Source organism: Amycolatopsis mediterranei (assembly GCF_026017845.1).
GTDB classification, from domain to species: Bacteria; Actinomycetota; Actinomycetes; order Mycobacteriales; family Pseudonocardiaceae; genus Amycolatopsis; species Amycolatopsis mediterranei.
The window spans coordinates 9,657,708-9,683,283 of sequence record NZ_CP100416.1 but is presented as its reverse complement, the minus strand read 5'-3'; the positions used below and the strand labels follow the sequence as shown (position 1 = coordinate 9,683,283).

At 71.4% G+C, this 25,576-nt stretch carries 23 protein-coding genes; 11 read left to right on the top strand and 12 right to left on the bottom strand.

Annotated features, from left to right (window positions below):
- Window positions 1-5 precede the first annotated feature (5 nt).
- The gene (locus ISP_RS43880; protein ID WP_037374302.1) at window positions 6-1,625 is read right to left on the bottom strand and encodes an AAA family ATPase; all 1,620 of its coding nucleotides are present in this window, start codon (window positions 1,623-1,625) and stop codon (window positions 6-8) included.
- Between the two features lie 100 nt (window positions 1,626-1,725).
- Here ISP_RS43880 and ISP_RS43875 point away from each other — a divergent pair, with 100 nt between their 5' ends.
- The 4 genes from ISP_RS43875 (at window position 1,726) to ISP_RS43860 (ending at window position 7,588) form a co-directional block, all read left to right on the top strand.
- Window positions 1,726-4,416, top strand: coding sequence for an RICIN domain-containing protein (locus ISP_RS43875; protein ID WP_013230224.1), 2,691 nt, complete (start codon window positions 1,726-1,728; stop codon window positions 4,414-4,416).
- A gap of 106 nt (window positions 4,417-4,522) precedes the next feature.
- Window positions 4,523-5,053 (top strand): SigE family RNA polymerase sigma factor, encoded by a 531-nt coding sequence (locus tag ISP_RS43870; protein WP_013230223.1) that lies wholly within the window; start codon window positions 4,523-4,525, stop codon window positions 5,051-5,053.
- The gene (locus ISP_RS43865) at window positions 5,050-5,862 is read left to right on the top strand and encodes a hypothetical protein (RefSeq protein ID WP_013230222.1); all 813 of its coding nucleotides are present in this window, start codon (window positions 5,050-5,052) and stop codon (window positions 5,860-5,862) included. The genes ISP_RS43870 and ISP_RS43865 overlap by 4 nt, the downstream gene beginning before the upstream one ends.
- A 67-nt stretch (window positions 5,863-5,929) precedes the next feature.
- Window positions 5,930-7,588 (top strand): AMP-binding protein, encoded by a 1,659-nt coding sequence (locus ISP_RS43860; RefSeq protein WP_013230221.1) that lies wholly within the window; start codon window positions 5,930-5,932, stop codon window positions 7,586-7,588.
- Between the two features lie 34 nt (window positions 7,589-7,622).
- Here the strand turns inward: ISP_RS43860 and ISP_RS43855 are convergent, their stop codons facing one another.
- Together ISP_RS43855 and ISP_RS43850 are read right to left on the bottom strand one after the other, a co-directional pair.
- On the bottom strand, window positions 7,623-8,591 hold the full coding sequence (locus tag ISP_RS43855) for a R2-like ligand-binding oxidase (protein ID WP_013230220.1): 969 nt from the start codon (window positions 8,589-8,591) through the stop codon (window positions 7,623-7,625).
- Between the two features lie 21 nt (window positions 8,592-8,612).
- Window positions 8,613-9,197 carry a TetR/AcrR family transcriptional regulator gene (locus tag ISP_RS43850; protein ID WP_013230219.1) on the bottom strand — a complete coding sequence of 195 codons (585 nt, stop codon included), beginning with the start codon at window positions 9,195-9,197 and terminating at the stop codon, window positions 8,613-8,615.
- Between the two features lie 94 nt (window positions 9,198-9,291).
- On the opposite strand from ISP_RS43850, the gene ISP_RS43845 reads away from it, so the two are divergent.
- Window positions 9,292-9,909 carry an HAD family hydrolase gene (locus tag ISP_RS43845; RefSeq protein ID WP_013230218.1) on the top strand — a complete coding sequence of 206 codons (618 nt, stop codon included), beginning with the start codon at window positions 9,292-9,294 and terminating at the stop codon, window positions 9,907-9,909.
- On the opposite strand, the gene ISP_RS43840 is transcribed toward ISP_RS43845, so the two are convergent.
- Window positions 9,906-10,142 carry a hypothetical protein gene (locus tag ISP_RS43840; RefSeq protein WP_014467787.1) on the bottom strand — a complete coding sequence of 79 codons (237 nt, stop codon included), beginning with the start codon at window positions 10,140-10,142 and terminating at the stop codon, window positions 9,906-9,908. The two genes, ISP_RS43845 and ISP_RS43840, sit on opposite strands and share 4 nt — an antisense overlap.
- Window positions 10,143-10,375: 233 nt before the next feature.
- Between ISP_RS43840 and ISP_RS43835 the strand changes: the two genes are divergently transcribed.
- A complete protein-coding gene (locus ISP_RS43835; RefSeq protein WP_013230216.1) occupies window positions 10,376-10,762 on the top strand; it encodes a cold-shock protein in 387 nt (128 codons plus the stop codon).
- Here ISP_RS43835 and ISP_RS43830 read toward each other — a convergent pair.
- The 3 genes from ISP_RS43830 to ISP_RS43820 are packed head-to-tail and all read right to left on the bottom strand — an operon-like array spanning window position 10,759 to window position 13,943.
- A complete protein-coding gene (locus ISP_RS43830; protein ID WP_013230215.1) occupies window positions 10,759-11,235 on the bottom strand; it encodes a DUF2771 family protein in 477 nt (158 codons plus the stop codon). The two genes, ISP_RS43835 and ISP_RS43830, sit on opposite strands and share 4 nt — an antisense overlap.
- A gap of 9 nt (window positions 11,236-11,244) precedes the next feature.
- A complete protein-coding gene (locus ISP_RS43825) occupies window positions 11,245-13,125 on the bottom strand; it encodes an MFS transporter (protein WP_013230214.1) in 1,881 nt (626 codons plus the stop codon).
- A gap of 50 nt (window positions 13,126-13,175) precedes the next feature.
- Entirely contained in the window at window positions 13,176-13,943 is a 768-nt protein-coding gene (locus tag ISP_RS43820) for a glutaminyl-peptide cyclotransferase (RefSeq protein ID WP_013230213.1), read from the bottom strand.
- A 51-nt stretch (window positions 13,944-13,994) separates the two neighbouring features.
- Between ISP_RS43820 and ISP_RS48460 the strand changes: the two genes are divergently transcribed.
- Both ISP_RS48460 and ISP_RS43810 read left to right on the top strand, forming a co-directional pair.
- Window positions 13,995-15,785: a DUF3027 domain-containing protein gene (locus ISP_RS48460; RefSeq protein WP_013230212.1), complete on the top strand. Its 1,791-nt coding sequence runs from the start codon at window positions 13,995-13,997 to the stop codon at window positions 15,783-15,785.
- Window positions 15,782-18,589 carry a sacsin N-terminal ATP-binding-like domain-containing protein gene (locus ISP_RS43810; RefSeq protein WP_013230211.1) on the top strand — a complete coding sequence of 936 codons (2,808 nt, stop codon included), beginning with the start codon at window positions 15,782-15,784 and terminating at the stop codon, window positions 18,587-18,589. The genes ISP_RS48460 and ISP_RS43810 overlap by 4 nt, the downstream gene beginning before the upstream one ends.
- Before the next feature lie 11 nt (window positions 18,590-18,600).
- Here the strand turns inward: ISP_RS43810 and ISP_RS43805 are convergent, their stop codons facing one another.
- The gene (locus ISP_RS43805) at window positions 18,601-18,828 is read right to left on the bottom strand and encodes a DUF2530 domain-containing protein (RefSeq protein WP_013230210.1); all 228 of its coding nucleotides are present in this window, start codon (window positions 18,826-18,828) and stop codon (window positions 18,601-18,603) included.
- A gap of 82 nt (window positions 18,829-18,910) precedes the next feature.
- On the opposite strand from ISP_RS43805, the gene ISP_RS43800 reads away from it, so the two are divergent.
- The gene (locus ISP_RS43800; RefSeq protein WP_013230209.1) at window positions 18,911-20,380 is read left to right on the top strand and encodes an NCS2 family permease; all 1,470 of its coding nucleotides are present in this window, start codon (window positions 18,911-18,913) and stop codon (window positions 20,378-20,380) included.
- Here ISP_RS43800 and ISP_RS43795 read toward each other — a convergent pair whose 3' ends face one another.
- Window positions 20,381-20,962: a hypothetical protein gene (locus tag ISP_RS43795; protein WP_013230208.1), complete on the bottom strand. Its 582-nt coding sequence runs from the start codon at window positions 20,960-20,962 to the stop codon at window positions 20,381-20,383.
- 107 nt (window positions 20,963-21,069) lie between these two features.
- Here ISP_RS43795 and ISP_RS43790 point away from each other — a divergent pair, with 107 nt between their 5' ends.
- The gene (locus ISP_RS43790) at window positions 21,070-21,501 is read left to right on the top strand and encodes a MarR family winged helix-turn-helix transcriptional regulator (protein WP_013230207.1); all 432 of its coding nucleotides are present in this window, start codon (window positions 21,070-21,072) and stop codon (window positions 21,499-21,501) included.
- 113 nt (window positions 21,502-21,614) lie between these two features.
- Complete coding sequence (locus tag ISP_RS43785; RefSeq protein WP_013230206.1) at window positions 21,615-22,871, top strand: MFS transporter; 1,257 nt, start codon at window positions 21,615-21,617, stop codon at window positions 22,869-22,871.
- A 237-nt stretch (window positions 22,872-23,108) separates the two neighbouring features.
- On the opposite strand, the gene ISP_RS43780 is transcribed toward ISP_RS43785, so the two are convergent.
- The 3 genes from ISP_RS43780 to ISP_RS43770 all read right to left on the bottom strand — a co-directional run bounded on the left by ISP_RS43780 (window position 23,109) and on the right by ISP_RS43770 (window position 25,554).
- Window positions 23,109-23,921 carry an arylamine N-acetyltransferase family protein gene (locus tag ISP_RS43780; protein WP_014467786.1) on the bottom strand — a complete coding sequence of 271 codons (813 nt, stop codon included), beginning with the start codon at window positions 23,919-23,921 and terminating at the stop codon, window positions 23,109-23,111.
- A gap of 106 nt (window positions 23,922-24,027) precedes the next feature.
- Window positions 24,028-24,651 (bottom strand): superoxide dismutase, encoded by a 624-nt coding sequence (locus ISP_RS43775; RefSeq protein WP_013230204.1) that lies wholly within the window; start codon window positions 24,649-24,651, stop codon window positions 24,028-24,030.
- A 243-nt stretch (window positions 24,652-24,894) separates the two neighbouring features.
- Window positions 24,895-25,554 carry a biliverdin-producing heme oxygenase gene (locus tag ISP_RS43770; RefSeq protein WP_013230203.1) on the bottom strand — a complete coding sequence of 220 codons (660 nt, stop codon included), beginning with the start codon at window positions 25,552-25,554 and terminating at the stop codon, window positions 24,895-24,897.
- Window positions 25,555-25,576: the final 22 nt, after the last annotated feature.

Genomic DNA, 25,576 nt, shown 5'->3' with positions numbered 1-25,576 from the left:
GTGCGTCATACGTCGATCGTCCTCCCACTCGGGGCCGCCGGAGGAGGCGGCGCGACGGGCTCCGAACCGGGAACCGAAGGGTCCGTGGCGGCGACGGCCCTGGTCTCCGCCCAGTTCCGGATGGCCAGGATCTCGTCGGCCTGGGTGACCGACAGCGGCACGGTCGACCGCACCGCGTGCACCAGGTCGTCGCGGCGCAGCGGCCGCTTCTCGGCGAACGCGTCGACCAGGCCGGACAGCACCGCCTGCTCGATCTCGGCGCCGCTGTAGCCCGCGCTGACGTCGGCGAGTTCGGCGAACAGCGCGTCGTCCGGCCGCAGTTCGCTGGCCACGAACGGATCGGTGACGCGCTTGCCGAGGTGGATCCGCCAGATCGCGGCGCGCTCGGGCGCCGAGGGCAGGTCGACGAAGAAGATCTCGTCGAACCGGCCCTTGCGCAGGAACTCCGGTGGCAGCGAGCCGACCTGGTTCGCCGTGGCCATCACGAACACCGGCGCCGACTTCTCCTGCATCCAGGACAGGAACGTGCCGAAGACGCGCCGCGCGGTGCCGCCGTCACCTCCGCCGCCGGCCCCGGCGAGGCCCTTCTCGATCTCGTCGACCCACAGCACGCACGGCGCAATGCCTTCGGCGGTGCGGATGACCGTGCGGATGTTCTTCTCGCTCGAGCCCACGAGCCCGGCGAAGACACGCCCGAGGTCCAGCCGCAGCAACGGCAGCCGCCACATGTTCGCGACGCACACCGCGGACAGGCTCTTGCCGCAGCCGGGGACGCCGGTGAGCAGCAGGCCCTTCGGTGCCGCGAGGTGGTACGCCGACGCCGCCGGTGTCCAGGTGCCGGTGCGCTTGGTCAGCCAGCGCTTGAGCCGGTCGAGGCCGCCGACGGCGTCGAAGCCCGTCTCCGCCGGCACGATGTCGAGCATCCCGGAGCGGCGGACGGCCTGGCGCTTCTCGGCGAGGATCAGCTCGAGGTCGCTCGGGTCGAGCCCGCCGCCTTCGACCAGGGCCCTGGCGAACGCGTTTTCGGCCTCCGGCAGCGTCAGCCCGCGCGCGGCGGCGACGATCATGTCGCGGTCGTCGCGGCCGATGCTGATCCGGACGTTCTGCCGGTGCGCGGCGACCATGCTGTCCAGCAGCTCGCCGATCTGGCGCTGGTCGGGCAGCGGGAAGTCGACGACGGTCGCGTCGTGCTCCAGCTCCGGCGGCACGGGCAGCGACGGCGACACGAGGATCAGGCTCAGCGGCACCGGCCGCGTCTTGAACGCGGCGGCGAGCTCGCGCAGCCGGCGCACGACGTCGGGATCGGGCCGGTGCCCGCCCTCGGACACCAGCGAGGGATGCAGGTCGGCGAACACGAAGACGGCCGGCTCGCCCCAGCCGTGGATGCGTTCCAGCGCGGCGGCCGCGGGGCGGGTCTCACTGATCGGCGGCCCGCCCGCGGGCGCCAGGCCGGTGGTGGACGACCAGACGTAGACGCGCCGCGGGGTCCGCAGCCGGTGGGCGTCTTCGGCGACCGCGCGGATCTCCCGCAGCACCCGCTGCTCCTCGTGCGTCTCGACGACGAGCAGCGGGTAACGCGCCTGCAGCAGCTGGGTCAGCTCGTCACGAAACCCCTCGCCGGCCACCGATTCCCCCCTCGAAGTCCGTTCGGAGATTACCAGCGGAAACCTTTTCGGGAGCGGCGGCAACTGGGGGGCAGAACCGAAGACGTCAAGGAGAGCTGCGATGAGGAAAACCGGGCACGGGCACCGGAGCGAGGGCGCCGCACCGCGCAGACGCGGGCGTTGGACGGTGCTCGCCCTGGCTTCGGGGCTGACGGCGCTGGTCGGTCCCTACCTGTACTTCACGCGGGACAGCGCGGAGCCGGTGGCGGCGGCGGTGGACACCGTCGCCTACTACCAGTTCGTCTCCGTGCGCAGCGGCAACGCACTGGACGTCGCCGGGGCGGACCACGCCGACGGCGTCCGGATCCAGGAGGAGAAGCGGGCCACCGGTGCCGCCAGCCAGCAGTGGCAGGTGAAGCTCGTCGGCGGCGGTTTCTGCCGGCTGGTCAACCACAACAGCGGGAAGGTGCTGGGCGTGCGGAAGGCCGCCACCGGGCGGGCCGGCGTCGAACAGCAGTCGGACACCGGCGCCGCCGGCCAGCAGTGGAAGCTCACCGAGGTCGGCAACGGCGTGGTGAAGATCGTCTCGCGCGACGACGGCCTGGTCCTCGGCGTGCCCGACGGTGCCGACGGCGCGATCGTCCCGTCCGCCGACGGGGGCGGCACCGACCAGCAGTGGAAGCTGGCGAAGACGGCCACCGCCGCCCCGCCCTCGGCGCCCACGAGGCCCGGCGCGCCCCGGCCGTCCTCCGGCGCGCCGGCCCCGCCGCCCGCGGCACCGGCCGGTTCGGGCCGGTACACCTGGCGCAACGTCCCGATCGCGGGCGGTGGCTTCGTCACCGGGTTCGTCTTCAACCCCAGCCGCAAGGGTCTGCTGTACGCGCGGACCGACGTCGGTGGTGCCTACCGCTGGGACGCCGGCGCCGACCGGTGGGTCCCGCTGACCGACTGGGCCGCGGACTGGAACACCTACGGCATCGAAAGCGTGGCGACCGACCCGGTCGACCCCGATCGCCTGTACCTCGCGACCGGCACCTACACCAACGACTGGGCGGGCAACGGCGCGCTCCTGCGCTCCACCGACCAGGGCCGGACGTTCCAGCGCACCGACCTGCCGTTCAAGCTGGGCGGCAACGAGGACGGCCGGTCCATGGGCGAGCGCCTGGCCATCGACCCCGCCGACCACGGGACGCTGTACCTGGGCACCCGCAAGAACGGGCTGTGGCGCAGCACCGACTACGGCGCGACGTGGAACCAGGTCCCCGGTTTCCCCGTCACCGACGGCGCGAGCAGCGGGGTCGGCCTGTCCTTCGTCACCTTCGGCCCGGCCGGCAGCAAGACGATCTACGTCGGTGCCGCCGACAAGACCACCTCGCTGTACCGCTCCACCGACGGCGGCGTCAGCTGGCAGGCCGTTCCCGGGCAGCCGGCCGGGCAGTTGCCGCAGCACGGCGTCCTCTCCGGTGACGGTTCGCTGTACGTGACCTACACCGACACCCCCGGCCCGAACGGCGTGAAAGCCGGTTCGGTGTGGAAGTACGCGCCGGCCGGCGGGGCCTGGAAGGACGTCTCGCCGATTCCCGCCACCGGGTTCGGCTTCGCCGGGCTGGCGGTGGACCCGCAGAGCCCGGGAACGGTGCTGGTCACCACCCTCGACCGCTGGTGGCCGTCGGACGAGCTGTACCGCTCGACCGACGGCGGCGGCACCTGGAAGGCGCTCGGCGCCACGTCCGTCCGGGACGCCTCCGCCGCGCCGTACGTCGGCACCGGCATCGGTCACTGGATGGGCGCGCTGGCCCTCGACCCCTTCGATCCGGGGCACGTCCTGTACGGCACCGGATCGGGCCTGTGGGCGAGCAACGACGTGACCGCGGCGGACCGCGGCGGTGCCACGCACTGGACGGTTCCGGCCAAGGGGCTGGAGGAGACCGCGGTCCTCGGTCTGGTCGCCCCGCCCGGCGGCAAGCTGATCAGCGCGCTCGGCGACGTCGGCGGGTTCCGCCACGACGACCTGGCCGAGGTGCCGGCCGCGGCGTCGTCCGGGCCGCGCTTCAGCAACACCACCGGGATCGACTTCGCGCAGGCCAAGCCGGACACCGTCGTCCGCGTCGGCTACAGCGACCAGGCACGGGGTGCCTACTCCACGGACGGCGGTGTCAGCTGGCGGCCCTTTGCCGGGGCGCCGGTGAGCGGTGCGGGTGGCGGCACCGTGGCGATCTCGGCCGACGGCGGCACCGTGGTGTGGACCGCCTCGGGGCAGGTGCCCGCCGTCTCCACCGACCGGGGCGCCACCTGGACGGCGTCCACCGGTCTGCCCAAGGGCACGGCCGTGGTGGCCGACCGCGCCGCGGCGGGCAGCTTCTACGCGCTCAGCGGCGGCACCCTGTTCGCCGGCACCGACGGCGGCAAGAGCTTCACCGCCCGCGCCGGCGGGCTCCCGGGAGGGCACCTCGAGGCCGCACCGGGCCGCGCCGGGGACCTGTGGATCGCGGACCGCGGCGGGCTTCTGCACTCCACCGACGGCGGAGCGAGCTTCAGCAAGCTCGGCAAGGTGGGCGGGGCCGACGCCCTCGGCTTCGGCAAGGCCGCCCCTGGCGCGAGCTACCCGGCCCTCTACCTCGGCGGCACCGTGTCCGGCGGCACCGGGATCTTCCGCTCCACCGACGGCGGCGCCACCTGGGTGCGGATCAACGACGACCAGCACCAGTACGGCGGGAGCACCGGTGTCATCACCGGCGACCCCGACGTCTACGGCCGGGTCTACCTCGGCTCCGCGGCGGCCCGTGGTGTGCTGTACGGCGACCTTTCCTGAGCAAGGGCAGCACCGGCCGGGGCGTGCGTGCGCGGCCCGGCCGGTGGCCTCCGGTACGTTCCCGCCTTGGAGGGGTGCATGGGTAGGAAGAGGGCAGCCGAGACACATGCTCCTCGATGACACGTCGGCGGAGTTCCACGAGTTCTTCGAACGGCACTACGCCGGGCTGGCCCGGTTTTCGTTCCTGCTGACCGGCGAGCCGGACGCGGCCGACGACCTCGCCGCCGATGCCCTGATCGCCCTGTGGCAGCGCTGGGACCGCCTGCGCGCGGCCGAACACCCCCTGGCGTACGCCCGCGGGGTGGTCGCGAACCTGGCGCGGGAACGGGTCCGCAGCTCCACGCGCGAGCGCCGCCGGATCGCCCTGTTCTGGGCGCCGGGTGCCCAGCAGCAGCGGAGTCCCGACGTGGCCGCCGTCGTGGACGTGCGGGCGGCGCTGGGCCGGCTGCCCTTCGGGAAGCGGGCCTGCGTCATCCTCCGGCACGCCTTCGACCTGTCGGAGAAGGACACCGCCCAGGCGCTGGGCATCTCGGTCGGTGCGGTGAAGAGCCAGACCTCGAAGGGACTGGCCGAGCTGGAACGCCTGCTCGGCGTGCAAGCGGCCGGGGACCTGGCGGCGGAGAGGGGAAGCCGGTGAACGACGAGATCGGCAGGCGGCTGCGCGAAGCCGCCGAGACACACCAGCCCGACCACGACCGGATCCTGGCCCGCGTGCAGCGCGGGGTGACCGCCACCACGGTCCGCCACCGGGCGCCGAAGCCCGCGCGGTCCTGGCCCAAAGTGGTGCTCGCCGGCTCCGCCGCGGCCGGCATCCTGGCCGTCGCCGGTCTCGCCGTCGCCGGGGTCGTCCCGGTCGCGCCGGCGCGACCGGAGGCCACGACCACGCTCGCCGTCCCGACCACGGGGGTGACGCCCAGCACCAGCACCACGCCCGCCGCTCGCCCCACCGGCGGCTCGGCGCTGCCGCCCGCGTCGGGACATCCGGACCGGCCGACGACCGGCCGTTCGTCGCCGGCCGGTGCGACCCCGGCCGCACCGGTGGGCAGCCGGGTCTCGGACGGGCCGCTGTCGGCGCAGGGCTCCGTCGATCCGCACAGCACCGTCTACTGGGCGCAGAGCACCCTCGCCCTCGACACCACCCAGCCGCTGAGCGCGCTCACCGTGGAAGTGCGCATCACGCAGACCGGCAGCGTGCAGAGCACCGGCCAGTGGCAGACCGGGCCAGCCGACGACTTCACCACCACCGCGCAGGAGAGCGACGGCGTGGTGGTCTACCGCTGGGAGCTCAAGCCGGGCCGGACCGCTCCGGCCGCGCAGCACGTCTTCGCCGTCCAGTACAACCACACCGCCGGCACGCGCGACGCCGGTGCCGACGGTTACGACGTGCAAGCCACGTCCGCCGACGGCGTGCACACGGTCCAAGGGCGGTTCACCCGGGCGAAATGAGCGGTCGCCACGAGCGGGTTCGCTTCTTAGACTCGGGACGCCCGACGAAGACGTCCGAGGAGGCACCATGCCTGACGCGCCCGCCCTGCCGAGCTACGCCTCGGGGACGTCGGAGGTCCCCCTGCTCGGGGACACCATCGGCGACAACTTCGACCGGACGGTGGCCGCGTTCGGGGACCGGGACGCGCTGGTGGACCGCACCGCCGGCCGGCGGTGGACCTACCGGGAGCTGGCCGCCGAGGTGACCGCGCTGGCACTGGGACTGGTCGCGCAGGGCATCGGCAAGGGCGATCGGGTCGGCATCTGGTCGCCGAACCGGGCGGAGTGGACGTTCCTCCAGTACGCGACGGCGAAGATCGGCGCGATCCTGGTCAACATCAACCCGGCCTACCGCGCGCACGAGCTGGAGTACGTGCTGAACCAGGCCGGGATCCGGCTGCTGGTGGCGTCGGACAAGTTCAAGACGTCCGACTACCCCGCGATGGCGGATGAGGTGCGCGAGAAGTGCGCGGCGCTCGAGCAGGTCGTGATCCTGGGCGGCGAGGGCTGGCAGGCGCTGCTGGCGGCCGGCCGCGGGGGTGACCCGGCGCAGCTGGCGCACCTGCAGGCCGGGCTGTCGGCCGACGACCCGATCAACATCCAGTACACGTCCGGGACCACGGGCTTCCCCAAGGGCGCCACGCTGTCCCACCACAACATCCTCAACAACGGCTTCTTCGTCGGCGAGCTCTGCAACTACACCGAGCACGACAAGGTGTGCATCCCGGTGCCCTTCTACCACTGCTTCGGCATGGTGATGGGCAACCTGGCCTGCACCAGCCACGGCGCCTGCATGGTCATCCCGGCCCCGGCGTTCGACCCGCGCGCCACCCTCGAAGCGGTCGCGGCCGAGCGGTGCACGTCGCTCTACGGCGTGCCGACGATGTTCATCGCCGAGCTCAACCACCCGGACTTCGGCGAGTTCGACCTGACGTCGCTGCGCACCGGGATCATGGCCGGGTCGCCGTGCCCGGTCGAGGTGATGAAGCAGGTCATCGACCGGATGGGGATGGCGGAGGTGTCCATCTGCTACGGCATGACCGAGACGTCCCCGGTGTCGACGCAGACCCGGTCCGACGACTCGATCGAGCGCCGCGTGTCGACGGTCGGGCGCGTCGGGCCGCACCTGGAAGTCAAGGTGGTCGACCCCGAAACCGGCCTGACGGTCCCGCGCGGCGAGCCGGGCGAGCTGTGCACGCGCGGGTATTCGGTGATGCTCGGGTACTGGGAACAGCCCGACAAGACGGCCGAGGCGATCGACGCGGCCCGTTGGATGCACACCGGCGACCTGGCGGTGATGGACGGCGACGGCTACGTCAACATCACCGGCCGCATCAAGGACATGGTCATCCGCGGCGGCGAAAACCTGTACCCGCGGGAGATCGAGGAGTTCCTGTACACGCACCCGGACATCCTCGACGCGCAGGTGATCGGCGTCCCCGACGAGAAGTACGGCGAAGAGCTGATGGCCTGGGTCCGGATGCGGCAGGGCGCTTCGCCGTTGACCGCGGAGAAGGTCCGCGAGTTCTGCAGCGGCAAGCTGGCGCACTACAAGATCCCGCGGTACGTCCACGTCGTCGACGAGTTCCCGATGACGGTGACCGGGAAGGTCCGCAAGGTCGAGATGCGCGAGAAGTCGATCAGCCTGCTGGGCCTGGAGCAGGCAGCGGCGACGAAGCACGCCTGAAGGCGGCCGGAGCCAGTCCGGCCGCCCCGATCCGTCAGGACACCGCGGCAGCGGCCTCCGCGATCGCCTTCGCGTCTTCTTCGCCGAAGGTTTCCTCCAGCTGCTCCGGCGAGTAGTCGACGTCGATCTGCTCCACCGGCATCCCGCGCGCCGACTCGATCGCGCCCAGCCGCCGCTGCGCCCGGTCGGCCGCGTACTGGACGATCTCCTGCGGGTCGTTGTCGAACGGCAGTTCCTCGAACTGGTCCTGCACCCACTGGATCATGTTGAGCGCGTGCGGCAGCAGCTCGCCCATCCGCTGCAGCACCGCGTCCCACAGCGAGTCGTCCGCGGCGACGTGCCGGCGGCAGGTGAACGTGCCCCAGGCCATGTGGCGGCGCTCGTCGTCGCCGATGCGGCGGACCAGTTCCTGCATGCCCGGCAGGATGTCGTGCTGGGTGCAGATCAGCTGCCACGAGTAGTACCCGGTGAGCGCGAGGCTGCCTTCGATGACGTGGTTGTACGTCACGCTCGCGCGGATCTGGTTGAGCGGGCTGGGATCGTCCTCCAGCGCCCGCAGCGACTGCGGCAGCTCTTCGTAGAACAGCTTGCGGTAGTGCGGGTTTTCGGCGACGAACGGGTGCAGGTCTTCGGTCAGCCCGACGGCGTCCATCCAGCGCCGGAACACCTCGGTGTGCTTGGCTTCCTCGAAGCAGAACTGCGTCAGGTACATCTCGTCGCCGAACCGGCCGGTCGCCGACATCGCCCGCATGAACGGCTGGATGTCCTCGGTGACGGCTTCTTCGCCGGCGATGAACTGCGCGACGAGGTAGGTCGTGCTGCGCTGCTGTTCCGGGTTGAGCGTGTCCCAGCCTTCGCGTTCGCGGCTGAAGTCGATGTCCGCCGGGTTCCAGAACTTCTTGTTGCCCTTGACGAACAGCCGCAGCGGGAAGGAATCCCAGTTCAGCCCGCCCTTGCGCAGGGAGGAAAAGCCGGTGCGGAGTTCCGGGAGCGTGTCGGTCATCGTGTCACTCCGATTGACGATTCAGTGGACGAATTGGCGGATGGCGGGTTCCAGTACCGCGGTGACGGCGTCGGCCGCTTCGGCCGCCGAGTGCGTGGAGAGCACCAGGTGCGACAGGGAAAGGCGCACGACGGTCTCCGCGAGCAGGGCCGCGGCTTCGGGCGACAGGCCGGGTTCGAACTCGCGGTACTGCTCGGCGGCGAGGGCCGCGGCCGCGCTGAGGATCGGCTCGCCCCGGCTCGTCAGCAGGGGCAGCAGGTCCTCACCGGCTTCGGTGCCGAGCGCCGCCGCGACCAGGCGGTTCTCCCGGGCGTGCTCGATCGTGTAGACGACGGCGTGGTGGATGCCCGCCAGGAGCCCGTCCGCCGTTTCGAACCGCTGCCGGATCCCGTCGAGGAACTCCGACGCGGTGCGCAGCGCCACCGCCTGGGTCAGCGCCGCCTTGTTCCCGAACTCGTTGTAGACCGTCTGCCTGCTCACCCCGGCCTTCGCGGCGACGTCGGCCATCCGCAGGCCCGCGTGGCCGCGGTCCGGCAGCAGGTCGGCGGCGGCGTCGAGCAGCGTTTCGCGCAGGGACGCCTTCGTCCGTTCGGTGAAGCTGGTCACACTTCACCTTGACACAGATCGCTCTACTGTCAAGGCGCTGTACATGATCGGTTTTCGCGTAAAACTGTCGGTCCTGGCGGCTACCGTGTCGGTTGTGGGCATCACCGTGGGGTTCGACCTCGACATGACACTGATCGACGCGCGGCCGGGCATGGCCGCGGCGATGAACGCGCTCGGCGTCGAATCCGGCTTGCCGCTGGACGGCGACGCGTTCGCGGCCAACCTCGGGCCGCCGCTCGACGACATCCTGCGCGGCTTCGAAGCGCCCGAGGAACGCATCCCCGGGCTCGTCGACCGGTTCCGCGCGATGTACCCCGAGGTGGTCGTGCCGAGCACGGTTGCGCTGCCGGGCGCGGTCGAGTCGCTCCGGGCGGTCCGCAAGGCCGGCGGCCGCACGCTGGTCGTCACCGGGAAGTACGGGCCCAACGCCCAGCTGCACGTGGACGCGCTCGGGCTCGACGTCGACGAAGTCGTCGGCGAGCTGTGGTCGACGCAGAAGGCCGAGGCGCTGCTGGCGCACGACGCCCGCGTGTATGTCGGAGATCACGCCGGTGACATCCGGGGTGCGCTGGCGGCGAACGCGATCGCGGTCGGCGTCACCACCGGGCCGTGCGACCGCACGCTCCTGCTGAGCGAAGGCGCCGAGGTCGTCTTCGACTCGCTGACGGAGTTCCCGGAGTGGTTCGAGCGGACGTTCGCGACCGTGCCTTAGTTCTTGGCTCGGGCCTCGATCACCAGCGCGATCAAGCCCAGCAGCAGGCCCAGGGGGGTGATCACCCCGGCGGCGAGGGACAGCCACACCGGCAGGTTCTCCAGGCCGGCGGCGAACATGATGAACACCGCCAGCACGGCGATCATGCCGAGACCGAAAAGCCCGATGCCGATGCGCATCAGGAACGGCTTGCCGGGAGCGGCCACACCGGCCTCCTTCGTCGTGCTCTTCATGAAGCAAGAGGGTACTGATCCGGCCAAAAGTAGGCCGACCCCCAGGCGGCAAGTAGCCGTTGCTACGAAGTCATTCGGCCGTGACTGTGGTCGGATCAGTACCGGCCGGCACAGTATCCGGCGGTATCGACTTCTCCCCAGGGCCGGTGGCGAGATACCCTTTACCCAGCGCGCCCTGGGTACGCCCCGGGCGCGTTCGTCGTGAGCGGACAGCAGAAGGACTGGTGAGGGAAGTGCCGACCGGCAAGGTCAAGTGGTACGACGCGGAGAAGGGGTTCGGGTTCGTCACGCAGGACGGTGGCGCCGACGTCTACATTCGCAAGGCCGCGCTGCCGCAGGGCGTCGAGGGGCTGAAGGCCGGACAGCGGCTGGAGTTCGGCGTCGCCGACGGCCGTCGCGGTCCGCAAGCGCTCTCCGTCCGGCTGCTCGACCCGCCGCCGTCGGTCGCCGAGGCGCGCCGCCGCCCGGCCGAGGAACTGCACGGCCTGATCGAGGACATGATCAAGCTGCTCGAGCTGAAGGTGCAGCCGGACCTGCGGCGCAACCGCTACCCGGACCGCAAGCACACCAAGCAGATCGCCGAGATCATGCGCGCGGTCGCCCGCGACATCGATCCCTAAGCCTCCAGCCGCAGGCCCCACACGTCACTGGGCAGCAGGCCCGACTCGCCGGTGTCCGCGTTGAGCACGGCCGTGTACTTCTGCACGTCCACCGCCGAGATGCGGTCGGCGGGCGTCGGCGGCGTGACCGTGTAGGCGTAGCGGTCCAGTGACGTGAACGGGATCGGCGCGCTCTGCTTGAATTCGCCCTGCGGGGTCACGTACTCGTAGACGATCTGCCAAGGCGAGTCCGCGACTTCGCCGGGCACCGAGATCTGCACCGGCTTGCCCGGGCGGACCTTCAGCGTCTGCGCCGAGCCGCTCGCGCTGCACGGCTGCGCGAGCTTCTGCGCGTAGTCGCACGTGAGCACGGGCGTGGTGTTGATGGTGTGGCCGTCGGCGTAGAAGGTGACCTCGGCCGGGCCGGGCGCCGAGCAGCCGGCCACCGCGAACCCACCGGCCGCAAGCAGGGCCACCACCCGGGAACGTCGCATGGCCGGAGCCTACCGGCGGGCCGTCGGGTCCCTGGGCAGGCCCTGGGCCGGGAAGCTGCCGGTCGGCTCGGGGCGCAGCGGTCGGTCGCCGCCGAGGCCGGGCACGAGCGAGCCGCCGCGGCGCACGAGGTAGGTCTGCGCGCACCCGACCGCCAGCACGATCGTGATCACCAGGAAGCCGATCCAGTACGTCGGCGGCAGCAGCAGGCCGACCGCGCCGCCGAGGCACCAGGCCAGCTGCAGCACGGTTTCCGAGCGGCCGAACGCCGAAGCGCGCGACTCCTCGGGCAGGTCCTCCTGGATGACGGCGTCGAGGCTGATCTTGGCCAGCGCGCTGGCCGTCGCGCCGACCAGGCCGACGATCGCGGCCGTGGCCAGGCCGGGCAGGATCGTCGCGACCAGCGCGGCCAGCACGCAGCCCGCCACACACCCGACGATCACCTGGTCCGGGCTGCCGAACTGCAGGCGCGAGCCCAGCGCGTTGCCGAGGAAACCGCCGGCCCCCGCGGCGACGCCGATCACGCCGAGCAGCAGCAGCTGCATGAACGGCGTCTGCCCGCTGCCCTCGGTCTGCGCCTTGACCGCGAACGCGGCGAACATCATGAGGAAACCGGTGAGCACGCGCACCGAGCCGTTGCCCCAGAGCGCGACGACGATGTGGCGTCCCAACGGCTGTCGCCGTTTCTTCTCCTTCGGGTGAGCCGAAAGGGAAGTGGGCACCTCGCCCTCGGTCGCCTCCACCCAGGCCGGGATCCGCATCGACTGCACGGCCGCGGCGACGCAGATCAGCGCGGTGAACCAGAGCGCGCCCGCCGAGCCGGTGATCGCGTTGACGCCGCTGGCCAGCGCGCCGAACACGCCCGCGGCGACCAGGCCGAACGTGGTCAGCCGGGCGTTCGTCTTGGACAGCGTGATCTCCGACGGCAGCACCCGGGGGGTGACCGCGGCCTTGAGCACGGTGAACGACTTCGACAGCACCATCATCCCGAGCGCGGCCGGGTAGAGCAGCCAGTCGTCGAAGTGCAGCGCCATCACCACGGCCATCAGCCCTTGGCCGACCGAAGACGCGCACATCGCCAGCCGCCGTCCGCGCTGCACCTTGTCGAGCGCGGGGCCGATCACCGGTGCGACCAGCGCGAACGGCGCGATCGTGATGAGCAGGTAGAGCGCCACCTTGCCCTTGCTCTCGCCGCTGGTGGCGGCGAAGAAGAGGGTGTTGGCCAGCGCGATCGCCATCGCCGCGTCGCTGGCGTAGTTCAGCATCACGGCGTAGGTCAGCGAGGTGAGGCCGGACTTCTCGGCGCCGTCGGCCTTCGTCGCGCGCTGGAAGGCGTCGACGGCCTGGCCGGTCAGCTGGCGGCTGCGCATCGCCGCCACCCGCGTGACGGTGATCTTCTTCGGCAGCTTCGGCGTGCTGCCCGGCGTGCGCGGCTCTTCCCGCGGCGGCTGGGGGGCCGGCTCCGGCGGCCGCGGTTCGCCCGCGTAGCCACCGGTGTCGTAGTGCTCGTACTCGCCGCTGCCGGGGTAGCGTTCGCCCTGGTAGAAGCCGCTGCCGGGCGGCTCGCGGCGGACCGGCTCGGTGCGGTGCGGGTCGTACGGCCGGGCCCCGCGCGGAGGCGGCGGCCGGTGGTTGGCCGGCGCCTCCGCGGTCGGGGCTTGGTCGGCGTTCGGCACACGGCCGTCGTGGAACCCCGCGCGCGGGGGCACGGGCCGCTGGACGCGGGTGGGTGGCGGCGGGCTGCCGTGCTCGGCGCGCGGCGCGGCGGCGTCCCGCCAGGACCTGGCCTGGGCGGCGCCCGGTTCCGGCGTCCAGCGCCGCTTGGACTTCCGGCCGTGCGGCTGACCCGACGGGGTGCCGTCGGAGCCGGAGCGGGAGCCGAAGAGTGCCACGTGTCAATCCTGCCTTACCGGGGGCCGGTTCCGCCTGCTCATCCGTGCTTTCACGGTCGAGCCGGGACGAACCTCACCCGGAACGTGACCGGCCACTGCTTCCCGGTGAGCAGGAAATCGCCGGTGCCCGGGACGGCGGCGATACCGTTGAGCACGTCTTCGGCGTCCGTGGTGTTCACTTTCGCGCGCAGCTGACCGGCGTCGATCGTCCCGGTCACCCGGCCGGTGTCGGCCTCGATCCGCAGGACGGTGTCGGTGTGCCAAACGTTTGCGTAGACGTCGCCGCCGACGCATTCGAGCTCGTTGAGCTGGTCGCGGCCGACGTCGACGCCACCGGTGACGGCGAAGGTCTTCGGGTCCCGGAAGGTCAGCCGCGAGGAGCCGTTGCTCATCACCAGCCGGCCGCCGGCCTGGTGGCACAGGCCCCAGCCTTCGCCCTCGAACGGCACGCGCCGCAGCTCGGCGAGGGTGGTCGCGTCGCGTTCGATGGCGAACCCGTCCTGCCAGGTGAGCTGCCACAGCGTCGGCCCGAGGACGGTGACGCCCTCGCCGAACAGCGGTGACGGCAGCGTGGCGGTGGTCCGGGGCGCGCCGCCCGCCGGCCCCGCGGTGAGCGTCGACTGCCCGGCGAGCCCGGTGCTCTCGTACAAGGTGTCACCGGCGAACTCGAGGCCTTCGGTGAAGGCGGCGGCGTCGTGCGGCAGGGTCGAGAGCACCTGGACGGTGAGGCGTTCCGGGCCCGTCTCCTGCGCGGGGGCACCGGCGCAGCCGCCGAGGGCGGCGGCCAACAGCAGCGAGGTGACGATCGGCGTGCGCACGTAGAACAGCCTGGCACGGGCGCCGCGGATGCGTGCGGCACAATTGGCCGCATGACTCTGCTGCTGACCCTGGACGACGGTTCCGTGCAGCGCAAACTCGCCGAAGCGGTGGAGTTCGCGCGAGCTGCGGTGCTGGAGGACGCACCCGAGGAGCAGCTCGGCGCCCATGTGGGCGTCACCCGCGAGGACGCGGTCACGGCGAGTCACCTGTTCGAGGCCCAGGTCCCGGGCTACGGGGGCTGGCGCTGGTCGGTCACGGTCGCGGCCGCGGGCGAAGACGAGCCGGTGACGGTCAGCGAGGTCGTGCTGGTGCCGGGCCCCTCGGCGCTGGTCGCCCCGGCCTGGGTGCCCTGGGAGCGCCGCGTGCGCGCGGGCGACCTCGGAGTGGGCGACATCTTCCCGACGGCCGAGAACGACCCCCGCCTGGTGCCGGCGTACCTCCAGTCCGACGACCCGGCGGTGGAGGAGGTCGCCCACGAGGCGGGCTTGGGCCGCGTGCACGCGCTGTCCCGCTTCGGCCGCACGGAGGCGGCGGCGAGGTGGCACGCGGGCGAGTTCGGGCCGCGGTCGGACATGGCCCGCAGCGCGCCGGACGTGTGCGGGACGTGCGGGTTCTTCGTGCCCCTGGCGGGCTCGTTGCGCGGGGTGTTCGGAGTGTGCGGCAACGACATCGCCCCGGCGGACGGCCACGTGGTGGACGTGGAGTACGGGTGCGGAGCGCACTCGGAGGTAGAGGTCGAGGTGACATCGTCGGTCCCGGTGGCCGAGCTGGTGTACGACGATTCCCTGCTGGACTTCGCCCCGGCACCGGCACCGACGCCGGAGGTGGTGGAGACGGCGGCGGCCGAGCCGGAGACGGGGATCGCGGAGTCGGACGTCTCGCCGGCGGAGGTGGAGCCGGAGACGGCCCAGGCGGAGTCCCCTGCGGAGGCGGCTGCTTCGCCGGTGCAGGCCGGTGAGGTCGCTGAGCCCGGTGACGCGGCGGCTTCGGAGGCGGCTGATTCGGCTGCCGCGGCGGCCGAGCCGGTGGCGGCTGAGGTCGCTGAGCCGGGTGAAGCAGTGGATGCGCCGGAGCCGGTGGCCGCGGAAGCGGTCGATTTGGCCGGGGCGGTCGGCGAGCCGGTCGATGCGGTGGCCGAGCCGGCGCATGAGGTGAGCGGCGAAACTGCCGAGCCGGTCGCAGCACCGGAAGCACCCGAGGCATCGGCCGATGCGGTCGCCGAGCCGGTGGTGGCCGAGTTGTCCGAGCGCGCGGAAGCGGAGCCGACGCAGGCTGAGGTCACCGATGCGGCCGAGGTTCGGGCCGAGCCGGTGGTGGCCGAGGTGCCTGAGCCCGCGGAAGCGGAGCCGACGCAGGCCGAGGTCACCGATGCGACCGAGGTTCGGGCTGAGCCGGTGGTGGCCGAGTTGTCCGAGCGCGCGGAAGCTGAGCCGACGCAGGCTGAGGTCACCGATGCGGCCGAGGTTCGGGCCGAGCCGCACGAAGCGGTGACCGAACCCGAGGCAGGCGAGATCCCGGTGGCTGCCGAGTCGGATGCGGCGGAGGTGGATCCCGTCCCGGCCGAGGCTGCCGAGACCGAGGCGCCCGAAGGCGCGGAGCCGACCTCGGCTGAGGCTGAGGCTGCCGATGGGGCTGCCGAACCGCAGGCAGCTGCTGTGCCGGAACCCGCCGATGCGGAGCCGACCCAGGCTGAGGTCACCGATGCTGTCGTCGAGCCGGAAGCGGGCGGTGATCCTCAGGACAGCGAAGTTCCTCCCGCCGTCCTCACCGACAACGTCGTGACCGCCGCCTCGCCGGCCGATGAAGCGCAGGCCCAGGTCGACGACACTCCCGAACGGTGACCGGCGACACCCCTGAGCCGGGCGATCCGTTCGGGACCGCGCGGCTGCGTGAGGCCACCCTGCGCTCCTGGCGGGACTCGCCCACCCGGCTCACCGAAGACACCAACGTCGAGCGGGACCTCCGGGTCGGCGCCTACCGGGATCGGCTCTTCGTCGAGCTCGCGCAGAACGCCGCCGATGCCGCCATGGCCGCCGGCACGCCCGGGCGGGTTCGGGTGTCCCTTGTGGACTCCGAACTGCGGTTCGCCAACACCGGCGCTCCGCTCGACGCCCGCGGGGTGGCCTCGCTCGCCTCGCTGCGGGCCTCCGGCAAGACCGGTGACACCGTCGGGCGCTTCGGGGTCGGGTTCGCCGCCGTGCGGACCGTCTCCGACGAGCCGCGCGTCGTCTCCGGCACCGGTGGGGTCGCCTTCTCCGCCGAACGCACCCGGCAAGCCGCCGGGATCGAGGGGGACGTTCCCGTCCTGCGGCTCCCGTGGCCCGTTCTCGCCGACGTGCCGCCCGGCTTCGACACCGAAGTCCGGCTGCCGCTGCGGGACGGCGTCGACGGGCAAACCCTTCTCGACGAACTCGCCCGGGACGTCGCCGATCTGCTGCTGGCCCTGCCCTGGCTGGGGGAATTCGACGTCGACGGTCGCGTTTGGACCCGCGAAGCCGATGGTGACTTCGTCGAAATCCGGGGTCCGGAACGGGAAACGCGCTGGCTGACTCATCGCGGCGATGTCGTGTGGGCCGTCCCGGTCGGCGCCGACGGTGCGCCCCGGCCGCTCGCCGAGGACGTTCTGCACGCCCCGACGCCCACCGACGACGGGCTGTCGCTGCCCGCCCGGCTGCTCGCCTCGGTTCCGGTCGAGCCGTCGCGACGTCGCGCGCTGCCCGGACCCGAACTGGCGCAAGCGCTCGAGGCCGCGGCGAAGGAATACGTCGGGCTCGTCCGGCTGCTGCCGGCCGGGCAACGGTTTGCGCTCGTCCCGGTGCCGGGGTTCCCCAAGTCCACTGTGGACAACAAGCTGCGTGACGAAGTCCTGGCCGCTCTCGCGGTGGAACCGTGGCTGTCCACTCGGGATGGCAAGGAAGTCGCCGGCCGTCAGGCCCGGGTGCTCGACGTCGACGTGCCCGGCCTGCCCGCGCTGCTCGTCGATCTCGTGCCCGGCCTGGTCGAAGGACCCGCGCAAGTCCTCAAAGCCGTTTCGGGGCAAGTGATCGGCATCGAAGAGGTGCTGGACACGCTCACCGGCGTCACGCGCGATCCGGGCTGGTGGCGGGAACTCTACGCGGCCCTGGCGATCGCCGTCGAGTCGCACGCGCTCGCCGCCGAACGGCTGGACGGCCTGCCCGTTCCGCTGTCGGACGGCCGGACGCTGCCGGGTGCCCGCGGCTGCCTGCTCGTCGAAGGCTCGGCCGAACTGCTCGACCTGCTGTCCGATGTGGACATCCCGGGGCTGCGGCTGGTGCACCCCGCCGCCTCGCACCCGCTCCTGGAACGCTTGGGTGCCAAGCACGCCGACGCTCGCGAGCTGCTCAACGCCGATCAGCTGCGTGACGCCGTCGAGCGCAGTGTCGAGGATATTCAGTCCGGTTTGGACGGTACTACGCTCGCGGGCGCCGTGCTGCGGCTGATCGCCGACTGCGGCGACGACGCCCCGCGCTGGGTCGGTGCGCTCGCCCTGCCCGGCACCGACACCTGGCGCCGGGCCGACGAACTCGTCCTGCCGACGTCGCCGCTGCTCGACATCTTCGACGAAGAGGTCTTCGAGGAAGACGGGGCGATGGACGTCCTCGACGAGGACTTCGCCGGTGACTGGCCACAAAGCACGCTCGAAGCCGCCGGTGTGCTCGACTCCTTCGCGGTGGTCGTCGACGACGAGCCGCACGAGCCCGACCACGACCTGCCCGACGAGGAAGCCTGGTGGGACTCGCGGCCGGAGCCGCCGTCGACGCTCGTCGCGATCCGGGACCTCGATCTCGTCGCCGACGACGCCTGGCCCGCCGCCCTGCGCCTGCTCGCGGCGCGACCCGAGACGTGGCACGCCCTGCGCGTGCCGCACGGGCACGCCGCCTGGTGGATCGCGCAGTACGCCGTGCTCGACGGGGCCGCGCCGAACGAATGGCGGCTGCCGGAGGCCGACCTGGCCGGGCTCTTCGACGAGGTTCCCGATGTCGGCCTCAACGATGACCTCCTCGGGATTGCCGGTGTCCGCGCGGACCTCACCCTGTCCAGTGTGGACGAGGCGAGAGACCTCCTCGACCGGCTCGCCGACCCGGGCCGCGTGGTCTCGGCCGGGTTGACCACGCGCGCCTACGACGCCCTCGTCGAGTCCGGAATGGACCCCGGCGTGCCGCGGGCCGTCCGGGCCGCGGACGGGTCCGTTGTGGACGATGCGCTGGTCCTGGACGTGCCGTGGGTCGCCGGGGCGCTCGAGCCCGGCCAGTACGTGGTCGCCCCCGAGGACCCGGAGCGGCTCGCGGACCTGCTCGACCTGCCGCTCGCGAGCGGCGCCCCCGCCGAGGTGACCAGCGAGGGCGAGTACGCGCCTTGGGCCGAGCTCCCCGCGCTGAAGCTCGTCGCGGACCAGCTCGGCATCCGGCTCCCGGACGGCGGCGTGCTGGTGCACGACCAGCTCACCGTGCGCATCGAGGGCGCCGAACACGACGTCCAGTGGTGGTCCGACGACCGGCTGCACGCGGCCGACACGTCGGAGGGCCTGGCGCGCGCGTTCGCCTGGGCGGCCGGGCGCTGGCCCGACCGGCACCTGATCACGGCGCTGCTCGACGACCCCTCGCCGCGGACGCTGCTGGCGTAAGCGCCAGAGCCTCAGAGCCGCTGGGCCGACTTCGACCCGCGGCGGGCGGCGGCGCGCTGCCAGGCGATGATCGCCAGGCCGACGAAACCGAGCGCGAAACCGGACAGCGCCGTCTGCACCCACAAACCCGAAGTCGTGAAGAAGAGCACCACCAGCGCGACAGCCCAGATCGAGGTGCCTACGATCACCACCGGCGTCAGGTCGGTGAGCCTCTTGGGCAGCTCCGGCGTGTGCCGCAACGAGCCCGTAACCTCCGGTGGATTGATCGGTTCACTCACGTGGTGAAGGGTACTCCGCAGCAGCGAGAGAATGGGCAGGCGAATGGCGGAGCAGGAGACGACCCGCACCGGGACGTCCACACTGGACCGGTTCTTCAAGATCACCGAGCGGGGGTCGACCGTGCCGCGCGAACTGCGCGGCGGTCTGGTCACCTTCGTCACGATGGCCTACATCGTGGTGTTGAACCCGCTGATCATCGGCAGCTTCTCGGCCGACGACGCCGGTGCGCACAAGGACGTCCTCGGCGGCATCCTGCCGGTGCCGCAGGTCGCCGCGGTGACCGCGCTGGTCGCCGGGGTGATGACCATCCTCATGGGCCTGGTTGCGAACTACCCGTTCGCCATCGCGACCGGCCTGGGCATCAACAGCCTGGTCGCGGTCACCATCGCCCCGCAGATGACCTGGCCCGAGGCGATGGGCCTGGTGGTCATCGAGGGCGTGATCATCGTGCTGCTGGTGCTCACCGGGTTCCGCACCGCGGTGTTCCGGGCCGTGCCGGCCGCGCTGAAGTCCGCGATCGCCGTCGGCATCGGCGTGTTCATCTGCCTGATCGGCCTGGTCGACGCCGGGTTCGTGCGCCGGCTGCCGGACGCCGCGCACACCACCGTCCCGGTCGGCCTCGGCATCAACGGCTCGATCGCCTCGTGGCCGACCGCCGTGTTCGTCGTCGGCCTGCTGATCACCGGCATCCTGGTCGTCCGGAAGGTCAAGGGCGCGATCCTGATCGGCGTGCTGACGTCGACGGTGCTGGCCGTCGTCGTCGAGGCGATCGTCAAGGCCGGGCCGTCGAAGGGCACGAACCCGAAGGGCTGGAACCTCGGCTACCCGGCGCTGCCGGACCAGGTGCTCGGCCTGCCGAACCTCTCGCTCGTCGGCGACGTCTCCTTCGGCGCCTGGACGCGGCTGCCGATCATCACCGTCTGCCTGCTGGTGTTCACGCTGGTCCTGGCCGACTTCTTCGACGCCATGGGCACCATGACCGGCCTCGCGAAGGAGGCCGACCTGCTCCCGGCGGACGGTCAGCTCCCCAACGTCGGCAAGGCGCTGTTCGTCGAGGGCCTCGCGGGCGCGGCCGGCGGGTTCGGCTCGGCCAGCTCGAACACCGTGTTCGTCGAGTCGGCGTCCGGTATCGCCGAAGGCGCGCGGACGGGCCTGGCGAACGTCGTCACCGGCGTGCTCTTCATCGCCGCGATGTTCCTGACCCCGCTCTACCAGGTGGTGCCGGTCGAGGCGGCCGCGCCGGCGCTGGTCGTGGTCGGCGCGATGCTGATGTCGCAGGTCCGCGACATCGACTTCACCGACTACTCGATCGCGCTGCCCGCGTTCCTGACCATCGTCGTCATGCCGTTCACCTACTCGATCGCGAACGGCATCGGCGCCGGGTTCGTCAGCTACGTCGTGATCCGCGCCGCCACCGGCAAGGCCCGCCAGGTGCACCCGCTGATGTGGGTCATCGCGCTGGCCTTCGTGGCGTACTTCGCGGTCGGGCCGCTGCAGGCGGCGTTCCGGTGATCAGCCGGCGCCACCCACCTGCAGCGCCGCGTCGAGGACGCCGCGGTTGCTCTCGAACTCGGCGGGCGGGGCCTCGAAGCGGATCGTGATGAGGGTGTCGCCGACGCCGAGGCCGACCACCGAAACCCGCCGCGGGCTGCCGTCGCGGGGGTAGGTGTAGTCCCACTCGGCGGCGTCGTAGTCGAAGATCGGCGCGTGCTCGGTGACCGTGCCGCCGTGGCCGGCGGCCTTGGCCACGGCTCGGAGGCCGCTCACCGGGTCCTCCTGTTCGAGGTGCACCCGGTCGGTCTCCAGCAGGAGGTCGCCGTGGCGGTAGCTGGCGCGGTCCTTGTCGTGCGTGGCGGCCCAGGTCGCGGGCACGGGGATCGTGACGGAGAAGCCGCCGGACTCGCTGCCCGCCTCGGCCGGGAAGTCGTAGTTCTCCTCGGCTTGCGGGGTCGGCGGCGGTGTGGACGCCGGCACCAGCGATGGCGGTGGCGGTGCGGCCTTCGGCGCGCCGTCACCGCCGCCGAGCAACAGTGCCACCACTACCGCGAGGACCGCCGCGCCGACCACGGCCGAGCCCACCAGCTTCTTGTTCATCCGACTCCCCAGGTTCTCTCTCCGGGGAGGACGCGCCGGGGTATTCCAGGTTGCCGCTTGACGGAGATCACCCGCGCGGCCGAAGTTTCGTAAGGTATGCTAACTATATGTCCGGCGACACGCACGAACGCTCCTTGGCGAGCCGTCTGCGTCTCGCGGTGGTCCGGCTCAACCGCCGGCTGCGGGCACAGCGCGTCGGGGACGACCTCACGCTGACGCAGGTCGCCGCGCTGTCCACCCTGCACAAGTGCGGTGCGCTGACCCCCGGTCAGCTCGCCGCGAAGGAAGGCGTCCAGCCACCTTCGATGACGAGGGTGATCGCCGCGCTCGAGGAGCTGGGGTTCGTCGAGCGGCGCCCGCACCCGACCGATGGCAGGCAAGCCATCGTCGAGCTGTCCGAGAGTGGGCTGGCCTACGTGAAGAAGGCCATCTCCGTGCGGGAGGCGTGGCTGGACCGGCAATTGGCGGAACTCGGCGACGAAGAGCGTGAAGTGCTCTCCAAAGCCGCCGAAATCATCGACAGGATGGCGGGGAACTAACCACGGTGACGGCCACGGGTAGCGAAACCAAGCGTTCGATCCAGACCACTGCTACCCGGGAATCGGCCTCACCGCCATCCGCCTCGCCGCCGTCGGAAGCCAAACGCGGCAGCATGTTCGCCTCGCTGCGCGTCCGCAACTACCGGCTGTTCTTCACCGGCCAGGTCATCTCGAACATCGGCACCTGGATGCAGCGCATCGCCCAGGACTGGCTGGTGTTCACCCTCAGCGGCAACAACCCGATCGCCCTCGGGGTCGCGGTCGCGCTGCAGTTCACGCCGACGCTGTTCCTCTCGCTCTGGGCCGGTGTCCTCGCCGACCGCGTCGACAAGCGGCGGCTGCTCACCTGGATCCAGGCCGCGGCGTGTTCGCAGGCCGTCATCCTCGGCGTGCTCGACCTGAGCGGGATCGCCGCGCTGTGGCACGTCTACGTCCTGTGCTTCACCCTCGGCGTGACGGCGGCGCTGGAAGTGCCGACGCGGCAGTCGTTCGTCGCCGAGATGGTGGGCCGCGACCAGGTCACGAACGCCGTCGCGCTGAACTCGTCGATCTTCAACATGGCGCGGATCGTCGGCCCGGCGATCGCCGGGTTCGCGATCACCTGGATCGGCACCGGCTGGCTGTTCATCGCGAACGCGCTCAGCACGGTCGCGGTGATCTTCGGCCTGATCCTGATGAACCCGGACAAGCTGTTCCGCGTCGCGGCCGTGCCGCGCGAGAAGGGGCAGCTGGCCGAGGGCTTGCGGTACGTCCGCCGTCGTTCGGATCTGATGACCGTGATGGTGCTGGTGTTGTTCGTCAGCACGTTCGGCATCACCTACTTCAGCTCCCTGCCGATCGTCGCGGCGAACGTGTTCCACACCGCGGCCGACGGCTACGGCCTGCTGTCGACGCTGGTCGCGGGCGGCACCTTCACCGGCGCGCTGATGTCCGCGCGCCGGGGCACCAAGGGGCGGCCGCGGGTGCGGCTGATGCTGGTGTCCGCGTTCTTCCTCGGCGTGTTCGAGCTGCTCACGGCGTTCATGCCGACGTACCTGACGTTCGGCCTCGGCCTGATCCCGCTCGGCTTCGCCACGATGACCTTCCTCAACACCGCGAACGCGCTGGTGCAGACGTCGGTCAGCCCGGAGATGCGGGGCCGCGTGATGGGCTTGTACGTGCTGGTGCTGATCGGCGGCAACCCGATCGGCGGCCCGATGGTCGGGTGGATGGCCCAGGAGTTCGGCGGGCGGTCTCCGTTCTACATCGGCGGGGCGGTCTCGGCCGTGGCCGCGGTCGTGTGTGCGGTGGTGCTGATCCGGCGGGGCGGGATCTCCTGGCCGGTCACGCGCGGCCTGGGGCTGCGGGTGCTCAAGGGGACGAAGGTCTGACGAAGCGTATCGGGTCGAATTCATGGCGTGACCGTATCGGCGACCACCGACAAAAACCGGGGCCTGCCGCCCCGATGTCACCCGGAAGAGTGAGATCCGAGTCTCCACGACCGAACTCTTGCCCGAGAATATGAGGTTAGGCTAACCTCATACATGTCCGCTTCGTGGTGGGAGCGGCAGTCAGTTCGGGAACGGACGGAGCCCCGGCCCTGGGAAAACCCCAGGCCGGGGCTTCGTTCACGTCAGGGCAGTGTCCGGCTGGGGCGCGCCGTGCGTCAAGGGGCTCCCGCCCGGTGGCACCGGCAGGCGCGTCAGAGCCATCCCGAAGTACACGCGGTATGCCGCGTGGATCGCCTCGGGAGTCGGCAGCGGAACCTCGTTGCGGACGCCGTCGACCGTCTCGATCAGCTTGTCGCCCGCCAAGGTCACCCGGCCCTGCGACGTCGGGCGAGAGCAGGTCAACGAGCGGGTGAAGGGGGACTCCGGTGACGTCGTCTGCCACCACGCCATCGGCACGAAGTCGGCGAGCGGGCGCGGGCGGCGCTCCAGGCGGTACTGCGGCTTGCCGTCCAGCAGGACGTCGAAGTCGCCGTGCGGTGCGTCCAGCACCAGGAACTCGCCGTCGGGGTCCGGTTGGCCGTCCACGGCGGACAGGCTCAGCGGGTGCCGGGCGAACCGGCCGAAGCCGACGTCCACCAGCCAGTTCTCGGAGTCGAGGGAGACGACGATCGCCGCGTGGTCCAGCGGGGGGCCGAGCGTGCCGTCGGCGTGGAAGACCTGGGCCGCGTGCAGCGTGGCGTCATGGCCCAGCGCGCGCAGCAACGCGGCGAACAAACCGTTCAGCTCGTAGCAGAATCCGCCTCGCCGGCGGCCCACGATCTTCGCGAACAACGCCTCCTCGTCGAGGACGACCGGCTCTCCGAGGTGAATGCTCAGGTTCTCGAACGGCACCGCGGCCAGGTGGCGCTCCTGCAGGTGGCGCAGCGTCGCGAGGTCGGGCGCCGCCGGGCGGCCGACGCCGAGGCGGTCCAGGTACGCGTCGATGTCCATGGTGCTCACTCAAACACCTCGACCGCACTCGAGGTCAAGCGAATTCAGCCGGCGACGAAAACGGGGCCCTCCCGGCAAGGAAGGGCCCCGTCGACGAGAAAACAGCTCAGCCGAGCAGCAGGCCGTTGCCGCCCGCGACGGCGTTGTCGAAGCGCTTGCTGATCTCGGCCCAGTTGAAGATGTTCCACAGGGCCTTGACGTAGTCCGGCTTCACGTTCTTGTAGTCCAGGTAGAACGCGTGCTCCCAGACGTCGACCAGCAGGATCGGCACGGTCGGCAGGATCAGGTTGTTGTGGTGGTCGCGCAGCTGCTGGGTGATCAGCGTCTTGCCGATCGGGTCCCAGGAGAGCGCGCCCCAGCCGTTGCCCTGGATCGTGGTCGAGACGGCGGTGAACTGCGCCTTGAACTTGTCGAAGGAGCCGAACGCCTCGTCGATCGCCGCGGCCAGCTCGCCGGTCGGCTTGTCGCCGCCTTCCGGCGACAGGATCTTCCACCACACGACGTGGTTGGCGTGGCCGGCCAGGTTGAAGGCCAGCGTGGTCTCCAGGCCGACGATCGAGCCGAAGTCACCTGCGTCGCGGGCCTCGGCGAGCTTGTCGAGCGTGTCGTTCGCGCCCTTGACGTAGGTCGCGTGGTGCTTGGTGTGGTGCAGCTCGTTGATCTCGCCGGAGATGTGGGGCGCCAGGGCGCTGTAGTCGTAGTCGAGATCGGGGAGCTCGTAGCGGGCCATTGGCCCTCCTTCTGTCTTCGACACAAGTTTCCGGTATCGAACCTAGTAGCACACGCCCCCTCGCGGCGAGCGGGGGCAGGTGGCCATCCCACCTGATGGGGGTCCGGGTGGCGAAGCTCCCGGCCCTGGTTGGCACTGAGTGGGACGGCGGTTCACAAGTGGCGTACCCCGTGGGTGCACCACCCGAAACCGAGCCTGCAACTTGGACTTAGCTGGAGGTCAACGAGCTGTGAGATCGATCATTCAGGCGCGGAACTCGTCGAGCCGCAGCGCCAGCTCGTCGAACACGGCGCCGTTGCACTCGAACGCCACCAGCGTCTCGTCGATCACGCGGGCGCGCTCGGCGTCGTCCCAGGGCGCATTGTCCAGCTTCGCCCGGTACTGGTCCCGGAAGCGAGGGGCGCTGCCGATGCCGTCGAAGTGGTAGAAGAGCGCACCCGCCTCGGCGACGTCGTAGTTCTTCTCGAGCGTCCGCCGGATGACCTGGCCGCCGGCGATGTCGCCGAGGTAGCGCGTGTAGTGGTGGGCCACGTACCCGCCGGCCCACGAAGACGCTTCGCGGATCCGGGCGACGTACTCGCGAGTGGGGGCGAGCGGCGAGATCGTCGCGCGCCAGTCCGGGCCGACGAGGTGGGCGAGGTCGCGCTCCAGGAGCGGGAGGCGTCGCAGCTCGTCGAAGACGAACTCGCCGCCGACCCGGTCGCCGGCCATCGCGTCGCTCGCCGCTTCGATCGCGCCGTAGACGAAGTAGTACTGGATCGCGAGCTGGGCGTAGCCGTCGCGCGTCAGCTCCCCGCCGAGCAGGGCACGCATGTACGTCGAGTAGTTCGCCCGGTCGTGCACTTCGAGGGTCGACGCGCGCAAGGTCGCCGAGAAGGGGCGGGCGTCCGTGGTCACCGACATGGGCAGGCCTCCCGGCGATCGA